We start from the raw sequence: 15884 nt of genomic DNA, 5'->3' as shown, positions 1-15884 counted from the left end.
CGTCTGCTGCAAGCCGCACTTCGCCGCAAACCGTAGGAGCCCGCTGGCGGGCGATGCCTTTGGGGCGGGGATTCGGGATTCGGGATTCGCAAAAGCAGGAGCATCGCCCGCCAGCGGGCTCCTACGGCGGTTCGGTGGGATCGTGCTTTGGGGGTTCCGCGGGCGGCGCCGGCTCGGGCGGTTCGTCCAGCAGCGGCAGTGCCGCCGGACTGTCCAGGTCGTCGAACTGTTGGTGATTGACGGCCCAGAAGAACAGCCACACCCCGACCCCCACGATCAGCAGGGTGACCGGGATCAGCACCAGCAGGATGTTCATGCGTGCAACTCGCGCGGGTGCAGTGGCGGGTGCGGAGCATCGACCGGGCCGGGGGCGCCGCAGCCCACGCGCAGCGCGTACAGCACCACCAGCAGCGAGCTCAGTGACATGCCGATCGCGGCCAGCCATGGCGTCACCAGGCCGAAGGCGGCGAACGGCACCGCGGCCAGGTTGTACCACAGCGACCAGTGCCGACCTTGCCGGATCACCCGCTGCAGCTGGCGTGCGATCGCGCGGGCATCGGCGAGGCTGCCGAGGTGGCCGTCGAGCAGCAGCAGGTCGGCGTGGCTTTGCGCCAGCTCGGTGCCCGAGGCCAGCGCGGCGGAGACGTCGGCCCCGGCCAGCAGCGGAGCGTCGTTGCTGCCGTCGCCCACGGCGAGGGTGATGCGGCCTTCGGCGTGCGCGGCCTGCAGCCGGGCCAGCTTGTCTTCGGGCGACTGGCGCGCGTGGCGATCGGCGACGTCGAGACGGTCGGCCAGCGCGGCCACGCGGGCGGCGTGGTCGCCGCTGGCGATGGCGACGGCGATGCCGTCGGCACGCAGCGCGTCGAGCAGGCGGCGCGCCCCGGCGCGCGGCTGCTCGACGAGGTGGAAGGCGGCAATTGCGCCGTCGGCATCGGCCAGCACCAGCGCGTCGGCGTCGGCCGGCAACTGGCCGCCACTGGGCGCCAGCGCGAAGTCGGCACGGCCCAGGCGCAACGTGCGGCCGTCGGCCTCGCCGCTGATGCCGGCACCGGCGTGGACCCGCACCGACTGCGCCTGCAGCGCCAGCGCCTGCTGGCGTGCAGCGTCGGCCAGCGCGCGGGCCAGCGGGTGCGAACTTTCATGGGCCAGCGCAGCGGCCAGCTGCAGCACCCGCTCGGGCGTGTCTCCTCGCAGCGGCTCGATGCCGCGGCGGTCAAGCTTTGGCACGCCGAGGGTGCCGGTCTTGTCGAACAGCGCGTAGTCGACCCGGGCCAGTGCTTCCAGCGCCTTGCCGTCGGTGACCAGCACGCCGCGTGCGGCCAGCACGCCCAGCGCGCGGGTCAGCGCGGCCGGGCGAGCCAGCGCGAACGAGCAAGGGCACGCCACCACCAGCACCGCCACTGCCGCCTCGAAGGCGCGCGACGGGTCGACCAGCAGCCAGCCCAGCGCGGTCAGCGCGGTCAGCACCAGCACGCGGGCCACGAAGCGGCCGATTACGCGGTCGCTCGGCGCCACCCGCGCGCGGGCCTGGCGGGCGCGGTCGGCCAGTGCGCCCAGCCGCGCCGCGGTGGAGGCGCTGCCGCCGTGCTCCACACGCAACTCGACCGGCCCGGACAGCAGCACGCTGCCAGCCACCAGGCGCTCGCCGCGCTGCCGGCGTACCGGGCGCGACTCGCCCGACAGCAGGGCTTCGTCCACCCGCGCGCCGGCACTCTCGAGCACGCCGTCCGCCGGCACCGCCTCGCCCTCGGCGACGTGCACGCGGTCGCCCGGCAGCAGGGCGATCGCGGCCACGGTTTCCAGCTCGCCATCGGCGCGGCGGCGTTGCGCCAGCAACGGCGTGGCGTCGATGGCGGCATCGCCAAGCGCACCGCTGCGGTGGCGCGAGCGCAGTTCCACGTAGCGCCCGGCGAGCAGCAGGAACACGAACATGGTCACCGAGTCGAAGTAGATCTCGCCGCTGCCGCGCAACGTATGGAAAGCGCTGGCCAGGAACACCAGCAGCACCGCCAGCGCCACCGGCAGGTTGATGCCGAGCCGCCGCTCGCCCAGTTCGCGTATGGCGCCGCGGAAGAACGGCAGCGCCGAGTAGAACACTACCGGCAGGGTGGTCAGCAGGCCCAGCCAGCGGAACAGGCTGCGCGTGCTGAAGTCGACGAAATCGACTACGCCGATGTAGATCACGAATGCATAGGTCATCACCTGCATCGAGCACATGCCGGCGACCAGCAGGCGCTTCAGTGCGTCGTGCTGCTCGTGCGCGCGGGCGTCGTCGATGCTGCCGTGCTGCAGCGGCTGCGCCGGGCAGTTCGCGGCGGCGAAGTTGTCGAGCAGGGTCGGCAGCGACATGCGCCGTGCGTCCCATACCACCCGCACGCGTTGTGCCGGCCGGTCGATCGCCACGCGCTGCACGCCGGGCAGGGCGCTGATGCGCTGCTCCAGCCAGAGCACCTGGCGCGCATCGTTCAGAGCTTCGACGCGCAGGGCGATTTCGCTGCAGCCGTCGCGGCGCGGGCGCAGGACCTGCGCGGCGAGTTGCGGATGGGCCCAGGCCGCGTAGGCGTTCATCGCGGTGGGTCGGTCGGCGGGCGCGGGGGGCTGGCGCTGGTGTGCGCGCTGACCGGCACGCCGAACACGGTGTGCGCCGTCTTCAGCGGCGTATCGGCATGGCTCGCGCCAAGCATGATGATCCACACGCAGCCGGCCAGCGAGGCCACGAAAACGAACACGCCCAGCCACAGCACCGGCTGGCGATACCAGGCCGATGCCGTGCCGGCGACGATGTCATGGCTTGCCGGCATCGCCCTGGTGCGACTGATGGTAGACGTAGGCGGCGAGCACGCGGATCTGGTCGTCGGACAGACGCGGGCTCCACGCTGGCATGTGGCCCTGGCGACCCTCGCCGATGGTCTTCTCGATGTCGGCCACGCTGCCGCCGTGCAGCCATATGTGGTCGGTGAGATTCGGCGCGCCCAGCGCCTGGTTGCCCTTGCCGTCGGCACCATGGCAGGCCGCACAGGTGGCGAACAGCGGCTGGCCGGCGGCGGCCTTGGCGGCGTCGTGCGGCGAACCGGACAGGCTCAGCACGTACTGCGCCAGGTTCTTCACGTTGTCAGCGCCCAGGCTGGCCCACGGCGGCATCACGCCGCTGCGGCCGTCGTGGATCGAGGTGGTGATGTCGCTGCCGCTGCCGCCGTAGAGCCAGTCGTTGTCGCTGAGGTCGGGCGCGCCGAGCGCCACGTTGCCTTTCGCGCTGCGCTGGTGGCAGGCCGCGCAGTTGTCCTCGAACAGCACCTTGCCCATCTGCAGCGCTGCGGGGTCGCTCGCCAGTTGTTCCACCGGATACAGCTTGAAGCGCTCGACCAGCGGTGCGCGCTTCGCGTCGTTGGCGGCTACCGCGTTGGCCAGTTCGCCGTGCGAGGTCCAGCCCAGCACGCCCTTGAAGTTGCCGAAGCCGGGGAACAGCGCCAGGTAGACGAAGCCGGCCACGAACATCGCGCCGGAAAGCAGCACCCACCACAGCGGCAGCGGGCGCACGCCCTCGCGCAGCACGCCGTGGGCCCACACGTGGCCGCTGGTGCCGTCGGGCAGGGTGGGGATCTTCGCGCGCGGTCCCCACAGGTACAGGAAGAACGTGATGCCCATGTTGAGCACCACCAGGAACATCACCCAAAACGACCATCCCGTACTCATGGGCGATCCTCGCTGTTGTCGGACGCGGGCTCGTCTTCCATCGGCAGACGCGCCAGGCGGTTGAAGGTGGGCTTGTGGTACTTGCGCCAGGCCCAGACCCAGATACCGATGAAGCTGAACATCATCAGCAGGATGAACACGCCGGCGACGTGGCCCCAGACCGGGCTCATCGGAGTCATGGCGTGCCCCCGGTACCGGTCGAGGCGGTGGCGGCGTCAGGCTCGTTCCTGATGCCCAGGCCCTGCAGGTACGCGATCAGCGCGTCCATTTCGGTCTTGCCTTCCACCGCGGCGGGCGCGCCGGCAATGTCGGCGTCGCTGTACGGGTCGCCCAGCTTGCGCAGGACGCGCATGCGCGCCTGGATGTCGGCGGCGTCGAGCTTCTTGCCGACCAGCCAAGGGTAGGCCGGCATGTTCGACTGCGGCACCACCTGGCGCGGGTCCAGCAGATGCTTGCGCTGCCAGTCGTCGGAGTACTTGCCGCCGACGCGGGCGAGATCCGGGCCGGTGCGCTTGGAGCCCCACTGGAACGGGCGGTCGTAGACCGATTCGGCGGCGGTCGAGAAGTGGCCGTAGCGCTCGGTCTCGAAGCGCAGCGCGCGGATCATCTGCGAGTGGCACAGGTAGCAGCCCTCGCGCACGTAGACGTCCTTGCCGGCCAGCCGCAGCGGGTCGTAGGGATGCACGTTCGGCGGCGCCTTCAGCGAATGCGCCTCGACGAACAGCGGGGTGATCTCGGCCAGCCCGCCCAGCGACACCATGATCGCGATGCCGATGCCGAGCAGGCCGGCGTGTTTCTCGATTGCTTCGAAATGCTTGTAAGCCATTGTTCAATCCCCTCAACCGGCTGCAGGCAGCGGTGCCGGCACCTGGTGCGGCACGGGTTCGGGCACCGGCACCGGAATCGGCTTGATCAGCCGCGCGCGCGCATCCGCTGCGGTGTGCCACAGGTTCCACGCCATCACCCACATGCCGGACAGGATCAGCACGCCGCCCAGCCAGCGGATCACGTACATCGGCTTGATCGCGATCAGGCTGTCGAGGAAGCCGTAGGTGAGCGCCCCGTCGGGCTGGGTGGCGCGCCACATGTGGCCTTCTACGCCGCCGGCGGTCCACATTGCGCCCACATAGAACAGGGTGCCCAGCATGTGCAGCCAGAAATGCACTTCCATGCCCTTGTGCGAGTACATCTCCGGGCGGCCCAGCGCGCGCGGCGCCATCGCGTACAGCGAGCCGATGGTGATCATCGCCACCCAGCCCAGCGAGCCGGAGTGCACGTGGGCGATGGTCCAGTCGGTGTAGTGGGTGAACTGGTTCACTGTCTTGATCGCCATCATCGAGCCTTCGAAGGTCGAGGCGGCGTAGAACACCAGCGACATCACCATGAATTTCGCGGCGGGATCGGTTTTGAGCTTGTACCAGGAGCCGTTGAAGGTGAGCAGACCGTTGGCGGCCGAGCCCCAGCTCGGCATCAGCAGCACCAGCGAGAACGCCATGCCGACTGATTGCACCCAGTCCGGCAGCGCCGTGTACATCAGGTGGTGCGCGCCGGCCCACATGTAGACCGAGATCAGCGCCCAGAAATTGACGATCGAGAAGCGGTAGCTCCACAGCGGCTGCTGCGCCTGCCGCGGCACGAAGTAGTACATCATGCCGAGGAAGCCGGCGGTGAGGAAGAATGCCACCGCGTTGTGGCCGTACCACCACTGCACCATCGCGTCGACCACGCCCGAGTAGATCGGGTAGGACTTGGTCCAGGACACCGGGATCGCCAGATTGTTGACGATGTGCAGCAGGCCCACCGCGATGATGAACGCGCCGTAGTACCAGTTCGCCACGTAGATGTGCTTGATGCGCCGGCGCGCCAGCGAGCCGAAGAACACCACGCCGAAGCTCACCCACACCACCGCGATCAGGATGTCGACGAACCATTCCGGCTCGGCGTATTCCTTGCTCTGGGTCAGCCCCAGCGGCATCGTGGTCATCGCCAGCACGCAGACCAGTTGCCAACCCCAGAAGGTGAAGCCGGCCAGCTTGCCCAGTGCCAGCCGCGCGTGGCCGGTGCGCTGCACCACATAGTAGCAGGTACCCATCAGCGCCGAGCCGCCGAAGGCGAAGATCACGCCGAAGGTATGGTCGGGGCGGAGCCGGCTGAAGGTCAGCCAGGGGATCTCGAAATTCAGTGCGGGCCACATCAGCTCGGCGGCGGCATACACGCCGACCGACATGCCGATGATGCCCCACACGGCCGCAGCCAGCAGGAACTGGCGCACGACCTTGTCATTGTAGTACTCGGTGTTCGGCATGGGCTTCCCCGGAAAAATAGCGGCGCATTCTGGCGCGAAGCATGCAGCGCCATCATGACTTTGATCAAGCGGCTGCGGCAATCCGTCCACCACGACGGGCAGTATGCGCCGCGTCCATCCGGCCGGCGTGTTCCGCGCACAAAAATGTGGCATTGGATTCGTCGAGGAACCGTGCACGGTGCGCAGTGCGGCGGCCGGCAAGCGCCAGCGCAGGTTGCTGCCGGCGTGGCGCGGGTTTGCTGCAAGGGAACACCGCCGATCGGGTATTCTTGGCAGTGTCGTCGCGCGCGATCGCGGCTTGTCATCCGGTTGATTCCATGAGTGAGCTTGTTTCGCAACAACCGCGCCCAGCCGCTCCGGCACAGCGCCGGCCCAGCGTGGCCGTGCAGATCGGCAAGGTGACGGTGGGCGGTGGCGCGCCGGTGGTGGTGCAGTCGATGACCAACACCGACACCGAGGACCCGGCCAGCACTGCGAAACAGATTGCCGAGCTGGCCCGCGCCGGTTCCGAGCTGGTGCGCATCACGGTGAACACGCCGACCGCCGCCGCCGCCGTGCCGCGGATCGCCGAACGGCTGGCGATGATGGGGGTGGAGGTGCCGATCGTGGGCGACTTCCACTACAACGGCCACCAGCTGCTGGAACGCGAGCCGGCCTGCGCCGAAGTGCTGGCGAAGTACCGCATCAACCCTGGCAACGTCGGCTTCGGCAAGAAGCATGAAAGCCAGTTCGGCGCGATCATCGACAAGGCGCTGCGCTACGGCAAGCCGGTACGCATCGGCGCGAACTGGGGCTCGCTGGATCAGGGCATGCTCACCGCGCTGATGGACGAGAACGCCCGCCGCGCCGAGCCGTGGGACGCCAGCCACGTGGCGCGCGAGGCGCTGATCCGCTCGGCGCTGGATTCGGCGGTGCTGGCCGAGAAGATCGGCCTGCCGCGCGAGCGCATCATCCTCTCGTGCAAGGTCTCCGGCGTGCAGGAGCTGATCGCGGTGTACCGCGACCTGGCCGCGCGCTGCGACTACGCGCTGCACCTGGGCCTGACCGAGGCGGGCATGGGTTCCAAGGGCATCACCGCGTCCAGCGCCGCGCTGGCGGTGCTGCTGCAGGAAGGCATCGGCGACACCATCCGCATCTCGCTGACACCGGAGCCAGGCGCTTCGCGCACCGGCGAGGTGATCGTGGCGCAGGAGCTGCTGCAGACCATGGGCCTGCGCTCGTTCACCCCGCTGGTCACCGCCTGCCCGGGCTGCGGCCGCACCACCAGCGAGTTCTTCCAGGAACTGGCCAAGACCGTGCAGGAACACGTGCGCGAGCAGATGCCGGTGTGGCGCGTCAAGTACGACGGCGTGGAGAACCTCACCCTGGCGGTGATGGGCTGCATCGTCAACGGTCCGGGCGAATCCAAGCACGCCAACATCGGCATCTCGCTGCCGGGCAACGGCGAGGCGCCGGCGGCGCCGGTGTTCATCGACGGCGAGAAGGCGATGACGCTGCGCGGCGACAACATCGCCAACGAGTTCGTCGGCATCCTGGATGACTACGTGGCCCGCAAGTATGCCGTGCGGGCTGGCTGAGGCCTGGGCCATATCGTCTCGCACTAGGCGCTGATTTATACTTCCGCCTGCCCGCAAGAGGTGTGGCGCGCAAGTCGCGGGCAGGGTGATCACGCCGGGGAGCCTTCATGAGAACCAGCCCGCAGTCTCGTACGGCTCTGCTCTACGTGCTGCTGTCCGCGCTGTGGATCTGGCTGTCCGATCATGCGTTGGCTGCCCTGGTGCACGATCCGGTCGAACTGACCTCGCTGCAGAGCATCAAGGGCTGGGTGCTCGTGACGTGCACCGGCGCGCTGCTGTACTGGATGATCAGCTGCGATCTGCGCTGCCTGCAGACCGCCAACCGCAATCTGCTGGACGGGCATACCCAGGCACTGCGCGTGCTGGTGTCGGCGATAGCCATCCGCCACCGCGAGACCGGCGACCATTCCGACCGGGTGATGCGCATGGCCACCGGCCTGGCCAGGCTGGCCGGCGTGTATGGCGAGGCGCTGCGCAACCTGAGTTTCGGTGCGTTGCTGCACGACATCGGCAAGCTGGCCCTGCCGGATGCGGTGCTGATCAAGCCGGGCAAGCTCGACGACGAGGAGCTGGCGGTGATACGCCAGCACCCGCGGCTCGGCCACGAACTGCTGCAGCGGGTGGATTTCCTGCGCGGCGCCAGTGAGATCCCCTACAGCCACCACGAGCGCTGGGACGGCGGTGGTTATCCGCAGGGCCTCGCCGGTGAGGACATCCCGCTGGCGGCGCGCATCGTCAGCGTGGTCGACGTGTGGGATGCGCTGATCACCGAGCGCGTGTACAAGCAGTCGTGGCTGGAAGCGGACGTGCTGGAGTACCTGCGCACCACCGCCGGCAGCCAGCTCGATCCGGACTTGGTGGAGCTGTTCCTGGAAAACTACGACGACCTCAAGGCGCTCGCCGCCTGAGAGCCGCTGAACGGCCCTGGAGTCAGTCGCCAGCGCCGGGCTGGATCAGCCGCGGCGAGAAGGCGGCCCAGCTGCCGACCAGACCGGGCTTCCGGCCGAGCTGCGCAACCCGGCGCAGGAACTCCGCACGCGGCATCTCGACGGCGCCCAGACCCAGCGTGTGGGGGTTGGCGACCTGGGCGTCGAGCAGCGGGAAATCCATCTCGTGCAGCAGCCGCGCCAAGGCGACCAGGGCGAGCTTGGAGCCGCCGCTCTCGGCGCTGAACATCGACTCGCCGCAGAACAGCCGGCCGATGGCCACGCCGTAGATGCCGCCGACCAGCCGCTCGCCGTCCCACACCTCGACGCTGTGCGCATGGCCGAGCCGGTGCAACTGCAGGTAGGCGTCGATCATCGCCGGCACCAGCCAGGTGCCGGAGTCGCTGGTGCGTGGCGCGGCGCAGGCGCGGAGGACCTGCTCGAACGCGTGGTCCACGCTGAGCCGCCATGGCTTGCCCCTGAGCTGGCGGCGCAGGCTGCGGTTGATCCGCAGGGTTTCCGTATGGAACACACAGCGCGGGTCAGGCGACCACCACAGGATCGGCTCGTGCGCGCTGAACCACGGGAAGATGCCGAGGCTGTACGCTGCCAGCAGCCGCCGCGGCGCCAGGTCGCCGCCGAACGCGAGCAGGCCGTTCGGCTCGGCCAGTGCCTGGCGCGGGTCGGGAAAGCGGTCCCAGGCTTCGGGATCCAGCAGCGGCAGCCGGTTCATCGTTCGACCTGGCCGTGATCGGCATAGGGGCTGTGATCCCACAGCTCGGCAGCATAAGCGTCGACCGCTTCGGCCTCGCTGGCAAGCGCGGCCGCCACCGCGGTGCGGAAATCCGGGTTCGCCAGGTAGTGGCGCGAGTGCGTGCGCGCCGGCAGGAAGCCGCGTGCCAGCTTGTGCTCGCCCTGCGCACCCGGTTCGAAGCGATCGAGCCGGTGCGCGATCGCGTACTCGATGCCGCGGTAGTAGCACAGCTCGAAATGCAGGCCAGGCACGTCCACCGACGTCCCCCAATAGCGGCCGTACAACACGTTGTCGCCCTGCACGAACAACGCCATCGCCACGCTGGCGTCGCCATGGCGCGCCAGCGCGACCTGCGCAGTCGCGCCCAGTTCGCCGAGCCGCCGGAAGAACGCCACGGTCAGTGCCGCATGGTTGCCCTTGGCGTCAAAAGTGGCTTCGTACAGCGCGTGCACCTGCCGCCACTCGTCGTCGTCCAGCGTGTCGCCGCCGCGCCACTCGATGGCCAGCCCGCTCGCCGCCACCTGGCGGCGTTCGCGCAGGATGTTCTTGCGCTTCTTGTGGCTGAGCGCGGCGAGGAAGTCGGGGAAGTGGCGGTAACCGCGGTTGTGCCAGTGGAACTGCACGTCGGAGCGGGCCAGCCAGTCGTGGCCGAAGGCGGAGAGTTCGGCGTTCGGCAGGAAATTCGCGTGTACCGACGACAGCCCCAGCCGCCCGGCCTCGCCACGCATCGCCTCGACCAGCGCGCGTTGCAGCGCGGGCGTGCCGGCCAGCAGACGCGGGCCGGGCACCGGCGAGTAGGGCACGCCGCAAAGCAGTTTCGGGTAGTACGCGCCACCGGCGTGTTCCCAGGCGCGCGCCCAGCTCCAGTCGAACACGAACTCGCCGTGCGAGTTGCCCTTCAGGTACAGCGGCGCGGCGGCGACCAGCCGACCGTTGTCGTACAGGCCCAGATGGTGCGCCTGCCAGCCCCAATCGGGGCGGATGCAGCCGGTGTCTTCCAGCGCCGCGAGAAACGCATGCGACACAAACGGATTCGCGTCGCCACGCAAGGCATCCCATTCCGCGGCAGGCAATTCGGCGATCGCAGCGTGGAAGCGGATGTGCATGGCATGGCTTGTAGGAGCCCGCTCGCGGGCGATGCTTCTGGTCGGGATTCGAGGCTCGGGATCACAAGGGCCAAGAGCATCGCCCGCGAGCGGGCTCCTACAGATAGATCAGCCCGCCGGGGTCTGCTGGTCCAGCCAGCGTTCGGCGTCCAGCGCGGCCATGCAGCCGAAGCCGGCCGAGGTGACCGCCTGGCGGTAGATGTGGTCGGCCACGTCGCCAGCGGCGAACACGCCGGGTACGGAAGTCATGGTGGCCATGCCGTGCTGGCCACTGTGGATCTTGATGTAGCCGTCGTGCATGTCGAGCTGGCCTTCGAAAATGCCGGTGTTGGGCGTATGGCCGATCGCCACGAAGAAGCCGGTGGCGGCGATGTCGCGGGTGGCGCCGGAGTTGACGTCTTTCACGCGTACGCCGGTGACGCCGGTGTCGTCGCCGAGCACCTCGTCGATGGTGTGGTTCCAGACCAGCTCGATCTTGCCGGCGGCGGCCTTCTCGAACAGTTTGTCCTGCATGATCTTCTCCGCGCGCAGCTTGTCGCGGCGGTGCACCAGGTAGACCTTGCGAGCGATGTTGGCCAGGTACAGCGCTTCCTCGACCGCGGTGTTGCCGCCGCCGATCACCACCACGTCCTGGTCGCGGAAGAAGAAGCCGTCGCAGGTGGCGCAGGCGGAGACGCCCTTGCCCTTGAACTTCTCCTCGCTGGCAATGCCGAGGTACTTGGCGGTGGCGCCGGTGGCGATGATCAGCGCGTCGGCGGTGTATTCGCCGGAGTCGCCCTTGAGCCGGAACGGGCGCTGCTTCAGGTCCACCGTGTGGATGTGGTCGAAGATCATCTCGGTGTGGAAGCGCTCGGCGTGCTCGGCCATGCGCTGCATCAGCGCCGGGCCCTGCAGGCCCTCGACGTCGCCGGGCCAGTTGTCCACGTCGGTGGTGGTCATCAGCTGGCCGCCCTGCTGCAGGCCGGTGATCATGGTCGGCTTGAGGTTGCCGCGCGCCGCGTACACCGCTGCGGTGTAGCCGGCGGGGCCGGAGCCGAGGATCAGCAGATGGCTGTGTTTGGGGGGGCTCATGGTTATATCCTTGGGTTTTCTGGGACTCGGGTGGTTCTTCGTTCTGACCCCTGCAACCGTTTCATCCCGGGCTGCAGCGGCGAAGACGACAGAGCGCATGACCCGGCAAGAATGGGGAATACGCGGCAGCGATTCAAGGCATCGGCAAATCGGCGGCGTGGCCGCGACGATGGCGCGATGGGTTCAACCTTCCACCGGATTCCTTCTCCATGCGCATCGGCATTCCCTGCGAAACCAAGACGATGGAAGGGCGCGTCGCGCTCATTCCGGCCGCCGCCGCCGACCTGGTGCACCGCGGCCACGAGGTGTTCATCCAGTCCGGTGCCGGCCTGAACAGCGGCTTTGTCGATGAGGCGTATGCCCGCGAAGGCATCACGGTGGTGGCGGACGCCGCCGCGCTGTACGAGGCCGGCGAGCTGATCGTCAAGGTGAAGGAGCCGATCGCCGGCGACCTGGCCCTGCTGCAGCAGCGCCACCTGCTGTTCTGCTACCTGCACCTGGCCGCCGAGCCCGCGCTGACCCGGCGCCTGCTCGACATCGGCCTCACCGCGGTGGCGTTCGAGTCGGTGACCGAGAACGGCATGTTGCCGCTGCTGTTGCCGATGTCGGTGATCGCCGGCCGCATCGCCATCCAGCTCGGCACCACGCTGCTGCATCGCCCGCAGGGCGGCAAGGGCAAGCTGCTCGGCGGCATGGCCTCCACCCCGCGCGGCAAGGTGGTGGTGCTCGGTGCCGGCGCCGCCGGCGGCAATGCCGCGGCGCTGGCGGCCGCCGCCGGCGCCAACGTGGTGGTGTTCGACAAGCGCCACGACCGCCTGGCCGGGATGATGGCACTGGGGTCGAACGTCACCGCGCTGTATGCCTACGAGTCGTCGGTGGCCGAGGAGGTACGCGATGCCGACGTGGTGGTCGGCGCGGTGCTGATCCCCAGCGCACGGGCGCCGCACGTGGTCACCGAGGCGATGGTGAGGACGATGGAGCCGGGTAGCGTGCTGGTGGACATCGCCATCGACCAGGGCGGCTGCTTCGAGACCTCGAAGCCGACCACTTGGGAGAACCCCACCTACGACGTGCACGGCGTCACCCACTTCGGCGTGACCAACATGCCGGGGGCGGTGCCGCAGACTTCCTCGCTGGCGATCTCCGCCGCGATCCTGCCGTACGTGCAGCGGCTGGCCGCGGGCAGCGGGTGGCGCCAGTTCGCCCCGCTGAGCAGTGGCATCAATGTCGACGGCGGCAAGCTGGTGCATCCCGCGCTGCAAGGTATGCTCTGACCTTGGCAAGCAAGAGAGGGGCACCCGGAGTGGCGCGCAGCACGAACATCAAGCAACAACCCAGGCAAGGCCTCAGCGAGGAACTGAAGCGCCGGCTGCGTGAAGCCGGGGCCCTGCTGCTGCTGCCGCTGGCGCTGTACCTGCTGGTGTGCCTGTTCAGCTACAACCCGCACGACCCCAGCTGGACCAACGCCGGTCAGCTGGAGCACGCGCGCAATTTCGGCGGCACGGTGGGGGCGTACATCGCCGACCTGCTGCGCTGGATCTTCGGCCTGGTGGCCTATTGCTTCCCGCTGCTGCTGCTGTTGCTGGGCGTGCAGGTGCTGCGCCAGCGCGGCGAGCAGGCGGTGCACCCGTGGGAGCCGGCGCTGCGCCTGATCGGCTTCGTGTTCTTCTTCATCACCGGGCCGGCGCTGCTGTACCTCAATTTCCACGACACGCCGGTACTGCCGCAGGGCGTGGGTGGGATCATCGGCGTGTGGGTGGGCAGTGCCCTGCTCAGCGCGTTCGGCGACAAGGGCGCGCCGCTGCTGTTGCTGGCGCTGTTCCTGATCGCGGTGACCCTGGCTACCGGGCTGTCCTGGTTCAAGGTGATGGACTGGATCGGGCACGGCGTGCTGAAGCTGTTCGACTGGCTCAAGGGCAAGCTGCACGAGGCGCCGCAGGCGCTGGCCGCGCGGCAGGCGCGCACCGAGCGCGAGGTGGTCAAGAAGGCCGACGCGGTGCGCCAGGCCAAGCGCGAGCCGGTGCGCATCGAGGCGCCGCCGGCGCCGGTGACCAGGAGCGAGCGGGCCCGGCTGGAAACCCAGATCCCGCTGTTCACCGGCGCCGCTGCGCCGGGCGAGCTGCCGCCGCTGTCGCTGCTGGACGAGGCGCCGCCGCAGGGGCCGGGTTACTCGGAGGAAACCCTGGAGGTGCTCTCGCGCCAGGTCGAATTCAAGCTGAAGGACTTCAAGATCGACGTGAAGGTGGTCGGCGCCTATCCGGGCCCGGTGATCACCCGCTTCGAGATGGAGCCGGCGCCGGGCATCCGCGGCTCGCAGGTGTCCAGCCTGGACAAGGACATCGCGCGCGGCCTGTCGGTGGTCAGCGTGCGCGTGGTCGACGTGATCCCCGGCAAGAGCGTGATCGGCCTGGAGATTCCCAATACCAACAAGCAGATCGTCTACCTTTCCGAAATCCTGCGCTCGGACAAGTACGACCAGACCAAGTCGCCGCTGTCGCTGGCGCTGGGCAAGGACATCGGCGGCAAGCCGGTAGTGGTCGACCTGAGCAAGATGCCGCATCTGCTGGTGGCCGGCACCACCGGTTCCGGCAAGTCGGTGGCGGTCAACGCCATGGTGCTTTCGCTGCTGTACAAGGCCAGCCCGAAAGACGTGCGGATGATCATGATCGACCCGAAGATGCTGGAGCTCTCGGTGTACGAGGGCATCCCGCACCTGCTGGCTCCGGTGGTCACCGACATGAAGGAAGCCGCCAACGCGTTGCGCTGGTGCGTGGCCGAGATGGAGCGCCGCTACAAGCTGATGGCTGCGGTGGGCGTGCGCAACCTGGCTGGCTTCAACAAGAAGGTGAAGGACGCCGAGAACGCCGGCCAGCCGCTGCTGGACCCGCTGTTCCGGCCGAACCCGGAGATGCCGAACCTCGCCGCCGAGCCGCTGGAGCCGCTGCCGTACATCGTGGTCTTCATCGACGAGTTCGCCGACATGATGATGATCGTCGGCAAGAAGGTGGAGGAACTGATCGCCCGCCTGGCGCAGAAGGCGCGCGCCGCCGGCGTGCACCTGATCCTGGCCACCCAGCGCCCGTCGGTAGACGTGATCACCGGCCTGATCAAGGCGAACATCCCCACCCGTATCGCGTTCCAGGTTTCCAGCAAGATCGACTCGCGCACGATTCTTGATCAGTCCGGGGCGGAGACGCTGCTCGGCTACGGCGACATGCTGTACCTGCCGCCGGGCACCGCCACCCCGGAACGTGTGCACGGCGCCTTCGTCGACGATCATGAAGTGCACCATGTGGTCGGCTGGCTGAAATCGCAGGGCGCGCCGAACTACGTCGAGGGAGTGCTGGAGGAAGTGCAGGCCACCGCCGACGGCAAGTTCATCAACGACGCCGGGCTGCCGCAGGACGGCGAGGAGGGCGGCGACGCCGACGCCCAGCTGTACGACAAGGCCGTGGCGGTGGTCACGCAGACGCGGCGCGCCTCGATTTCCGGCGTGCAGCGGCACCTGCGTATCGGCTACAACCGCGCCGCGCGGCTGGTGGAGCAGATGGAGCAGGATGGCGTGGTCAGCGCCCCGCAGCACAACGGCAACCGCGAAGTGCTGGCGCCGCCGCCACCAAAGAATTGAAATGAAAAACCCGTAGGAGCCCGCTGGCGGGCAATGCCTTTCGATGCACCGAAGAGCATCGCCCGCCAGCGGGCTCCTACGGTTCGGTTAAGCCAGCGCTATCCACAATTGCGACACATCACCACCTTCCGGGAATCTGATGAAACGCTTCATCCTTGCCCTGTCTGCCGTCGTGCTGACGCTGTCGCTGAACGCCGTGGCCCAGGCCGCCACCGGCCCGGCGCGCTCACGGCTGGATGCGTTCGCCACCGGCCTGCATTCGCTCACCGGCCACTTCAGCCAGACCCTGACTGACCTCAATGGCCACACCCGCAAGAACAGCTCCGGCACGCTGGCGCTGCAGGCGCCGCGCCAGTTTCGCTGGGACACCACCGCGCCGTACAAGCAGACCATCGTCGCCGACGGCAGCCGGGTGTGGATGTACGACCCGGAACTGGAGCAGGTCACCGTGCGTATCCAGTCGAGCGAGGAGGCGCACAGCCCGCTCACCGTGCTGACCGACCTCAAGCAGATGGACCGCGACTTCAAGGTGGCCGAGCGGGGCGAGCACGACGGCCTGCTCTGGCTGCGGCTCAGTTCCACGGCGAAGGATCCGCAGTTCGACTATGCCGACCTCGGCTTCGACGCGAACGGCTTGGCCCGCATGAGCTTCCGCGACCAGCTCGGTTCCACCACCGAGATCCGCTTCTCCGGCTGGCAGCGCAACGTGCCGATTGCGCCGGACACCTTCAACTTCGTGCCACCGAAGGGTGCCGACGTGATCGGCGACGCGCCGGTGATCGACGTACAGCCGCTGAAGGATTGATGCGCCAGCCCTGCGGACG

General features: G+C 68.6%; 15 protein-coding genes. 5 read left to right on the top strand and 10 right to left on the bottom strand.

Annotation, left to right across the window (positions count from 1 at the left end):
* Nucleotides 1–121: 121 nt before the first annotated feature.
* Genes ccoS through ccoN form a run of 7 tightly spaced genes read right to left on the bottom strand, consistent with a single transcriptional unit; the run spans nt 122 to nt 5998 of the window.
* Nucleotides 122–316, bottom strand: a complete 195-nt coding sequence (ccoS, locus tag LRK53_RS11810; RefSeq protein ID WP_027492713.1) for a cbb3-type cytochrome oxidase assembly protein CcoS — start codon at nt 314–316, stop codon at nt 122–124.
* Complete coding sequence (locus LRK53_RS11805; protein WP_027492714.1) at nt 313–2568, bottom strand: heavy metal translocating P-type ATPase; 2256 nt, start codon at nt 2566–2568, stop codon at nt 313–315. Before LRK53_RS11805 ends, ccoS begins: the two co-directional genes overlap by 4 nt.
* Nucleotides 2565–2801 (bottom strand): hypothetical protein, encoded by a 237-nt coding sequence (locus LRK53_RS11800; RefSeq protein ID WP_027492715.1) that lies wholly within the window; start codon nt 2799–2801, stop codon nt 2565–2567. The genes LRK53_RS11805 and LRK53_RS11800 overlap by 4 nt, the downstream gene beginning before the upstream one ends.
* On the bottom strand, nt 2785–3693 hold the full coding sequence (ccoP, locus tag LRK53_RS11795) for a cytochrome-c oxidase, cbb3-type subunit III (protein ID WP_027492716.1): 909 nt from the start codon (nt 3691–3693) through the stop codon (nt 2785–2787). The genes LRK53_RS11800 and ccoP overlap by 17 nt, the downstream gene beginning before the upstream one ends.
* Nucleotides 3690–3872: a cbb3-type cytochrome oxidase subunit 3 gene (locus LRK53_RS11790; protein ID WP_027492717.1), complete on the bottom strand. Its 183-nt coding sequence runs from the start codon at nt 3870–3872 to the stop codon at nt 3690–3692. The genes ccoP and LRK53_RS11790 overlap by 4 nt, the downstream gene beginning before the upstream one ends.
* Nucleotides 3869–4519 (bottom strand): cytochrome-c oxidase, cbb3-type subunit II, encoded by a 651-nt coding sequence (gene ccoO, locus LRK53_RS11785; RefSeq protein ID WP_027492718.1) that lies wholly within the window; start codon nt 4517–4519, stop codon nt 3869–3871. The genes LRK53_RS11790 and ccoO overlap by 4 nt, the downstream gene beginning before the upstream one ends.
* A 12-nt stretch (nt 4520–4531) precedes the next feature.
* Nucleotides 4532–5998, bottom strand: a complete 1467-nt coding sequence (gene ccoN / locus LRK53_RS11780; protein ID WP_235642146.1) for a cytochrome-c oxidase, cbb3-type subunit I — start codon at nt 5996–5998, stop codon at nt 4532–4534.
* A gap of 317 nt (nt 5999–6315) precedes the next feature.
* Here ccoN and ispG point away from each other — a divergent pair, with 317 nt between their 5' ends.
* Nucleotides 6316–7575 carry a flavodoxin-dependent (E)-4-hydroxy-3-methylbut-2-enyl-diphosphate synthase gene (gene ispG, locus LRK53_RS11775; protein WP_027492719.1) on the top strand — a complete coding sequence of 420 codons (1260 nt, stop codon included), beginning with the start codon at nt 6316–6318 and terminating at the stop codon, nt 7573–7575.
* 107 nt (nt 7576–7682) lie between these two features.
* Nucleotides 7683–8483: an HD-GYP domain-containing protein gene (locus LRK53_RS11770; RefSeq protein WP_027492720.1), complete on the top strand. Its 801-nt coding sequence runs from the start codon at nt 7683–7685 to the stop codon at nt 8481–8483.
* A 22-nt stretch (nt 8484–8505) separates the two neighbouring features.
* Here LRK53_RS11770 and aat read toward each other — a convergent pair whose 3' ends face one another.
* The 3 genes from aat to trxB form a co-directional block, all read right to left on the bottom strand.
* On the bottom strand, nt 8506–9234 hold the full coding sequence (aat, locus tag LRK53_RS11765) for a leucyl/phenylalanyl-tRNA--protein transferase (RefSeq protein WP_027492721.1): 729 nt from the start codon (nt 9232–9234) through the stop codon (nt 8506–8508).
* Nucleotides 9231–10361, bottom strand: a complete 1131-nt coding sequence (locus LRK53_RS11760; protein ID WP_027492722.1) for a GNAT family N-acetyltransferase — start codon at nt 10359–10361, stop codon at nt 9231–9233. The genes aat and LRK53_RS11760 overlap by 4 nt, the downstream gene beginning before the upstream one ends.
* Before the next feature lie 108 nt (nt 10362–10469).
* Nucleotides 10470–11432: a thioredoxin-disulfide reductase gene (gene trxB, locus LRK53_RS11755; protein ID WP_027492723.1), complete on the bottom strand. Its 963-nt coding sequence runs from the start codon at nt 11430–11432 to the stop codon at nt 10470–10472.
* A gap of 209 nt (nt 11433–11641) precedes the next feature.
* Here trxB and LRK53_RS11750 point away from each other — a divergent pair, with 209 nt between their 5' ends.
* The 3 genes from LRK53_RS11750 (at nt 11642) to lolA (ending at nt 15865) form a co-directional block, all read left to right on the top strand.
* Nucleotides 11642–12706 carry an alanine dehydrogenase gene (locus LRK53_RS11750; RefSeq protein ID WP_235642137.1) on the top strand — a complete coding sequence of 355 codons (1065 nt, stop codon included), beginning with the start codon at nt 11642–11644 and terminating at the stop codon, nt 12704–12706.
* A 29-nt stretch (nt 12707–12735) separates the two neighbouring features.
* Nucleotides 12736–15060, top strand: coding sequence for a DNA translocase FtsK (locus tag LRK53_RS11745; RefSeq protein ID WP_027492724.1), 2325 nt, complete (start codon nt 12736–12738; stop codon nt 15058–15060).
* 139 nt (nt 15061–15199) lie between these two features.
* Entirely contained in the window at nt 15200–15865 is a 666-nt protein-coding gene (lolA, locus tag LRK53_RS11740; RefSeq protein WP_027492725.1) for an outer membrane lipoprotein periplasmic chaperone LolA, read from the top strand.
* The last annotated feature ends 19 nt before the right edge of the window (nt 15866–15884 follow it).

It is taken from the genome of Rhodanobacter thiooxydans, from assembly GCF_021545845.1.
Classification (GTDB): domain Bacteria; phylum Pseudomonadota; class Gammaproteobacteria; order Xanthomonadales; family Rhodanobacteraceae; genus Rhodanobacter.
The sequence above is the reverse complement of the archived record's forward strand: the minus strand, read 5'-3'. Positions and strand labels throughout refer to the sequence as shown.

Bases quoted from the DNA above. Each gene is read 5' to 3' on its own strand.
- LRK53_RS11760 (WP_027492722.1), bottom strand. From the start codon at position 10,361: ATGCACATCCGCTTCCACGCTGCGATCGCCGAATTGCCTGCCGCGGAA.
- LRK53_RS11800 (WP_027492715.1), bottom strand. From the start codon at position 2,801: ATGCCGGCAAGCCATGACATCGTCGCCGGCACGGCATCGGCCTGGTAT.
- LRK53_RS11770 (WP_027492720.1), top strand. From the start codon at position 7,683: ATGAGAACCAGCCCGCAGTCTCGTACGGCTCTGCTCTACGTGCTGCTG.
- ccoO (WP_027492718.1), bottom strand. From the start codon at position 4,519: ATGGCTTACAAGCATTTCGAAGCAATCGAGAAACACGCCGGCCTGCTC.
- aat (WP_027492721.1), bottom strand. From the start codon at position 9,234: ATGAACCGGCTGCCGCTGCTGGATCCCGAAGCCTGGGACCGCTTTCCC.
- ispG (WP_027492719.1), top strand. From the start codon at position 6,316: ATGAGTGAGCTTGTTTCGCAACAACCGCGCCCAGCCGCTCCGGCACAG.
- LRK53_RS11750 (WP_235642137.1), top strand. From the start codon at position 11,642: ATGCGCATCGGCATTCCCTGCGAAACCAAGACGATGGAAGGGCGCGTC.
- ccoS (WP_027492713.1), bottom strand. From the start codon at position 316: ATGAACATCCTGCTGGTGCTGATCCCGGTCACCCTGCTGATCGTGGGG.
- ccoN (WP_235642146.1), bottom strand. From the start codon at position 5,998: ATGCCGAACACCGAGTACTACAATGACAAGGTCGTGCGCCAGTTCCTG.
- LRK53_RS11805 (WP_027492714.1), bottom strand. From the start codon at position 2,568: ATGAACGCCTACGCGGCCTGGGCCCATCCGCAACTCGCCGCGCAGGTC.
- lolA (WP_027492725.1), top strand. From the start codon at position 15,200: ATGAAACGCTTCATCCTTGCCCTGTCTGCCGTCGTGCTGACGCTGTCG.
- LRK53_RS11790 (WP_027492717.1), bottom strand. From the start codon at position 3,872: ATGACTCCGATGAGCCCGGTCTGGGGCCACGTCGCCGGCGTGTTCATC.
- ccoP (WP_027492716.1), bottom strand. From the start codon at position 3,693: ATGAGTACGGGATGGTCGTTTTGGGTGATGTTCCTGGTGGTGCTCAAC.
- trxB (WP_027492723.1), bottom strand. From the start codon at position 11,432: ATGAGCCCCCCCAAACACAGCCATCTGCTGATCCTCGGCTCCGGCCCC.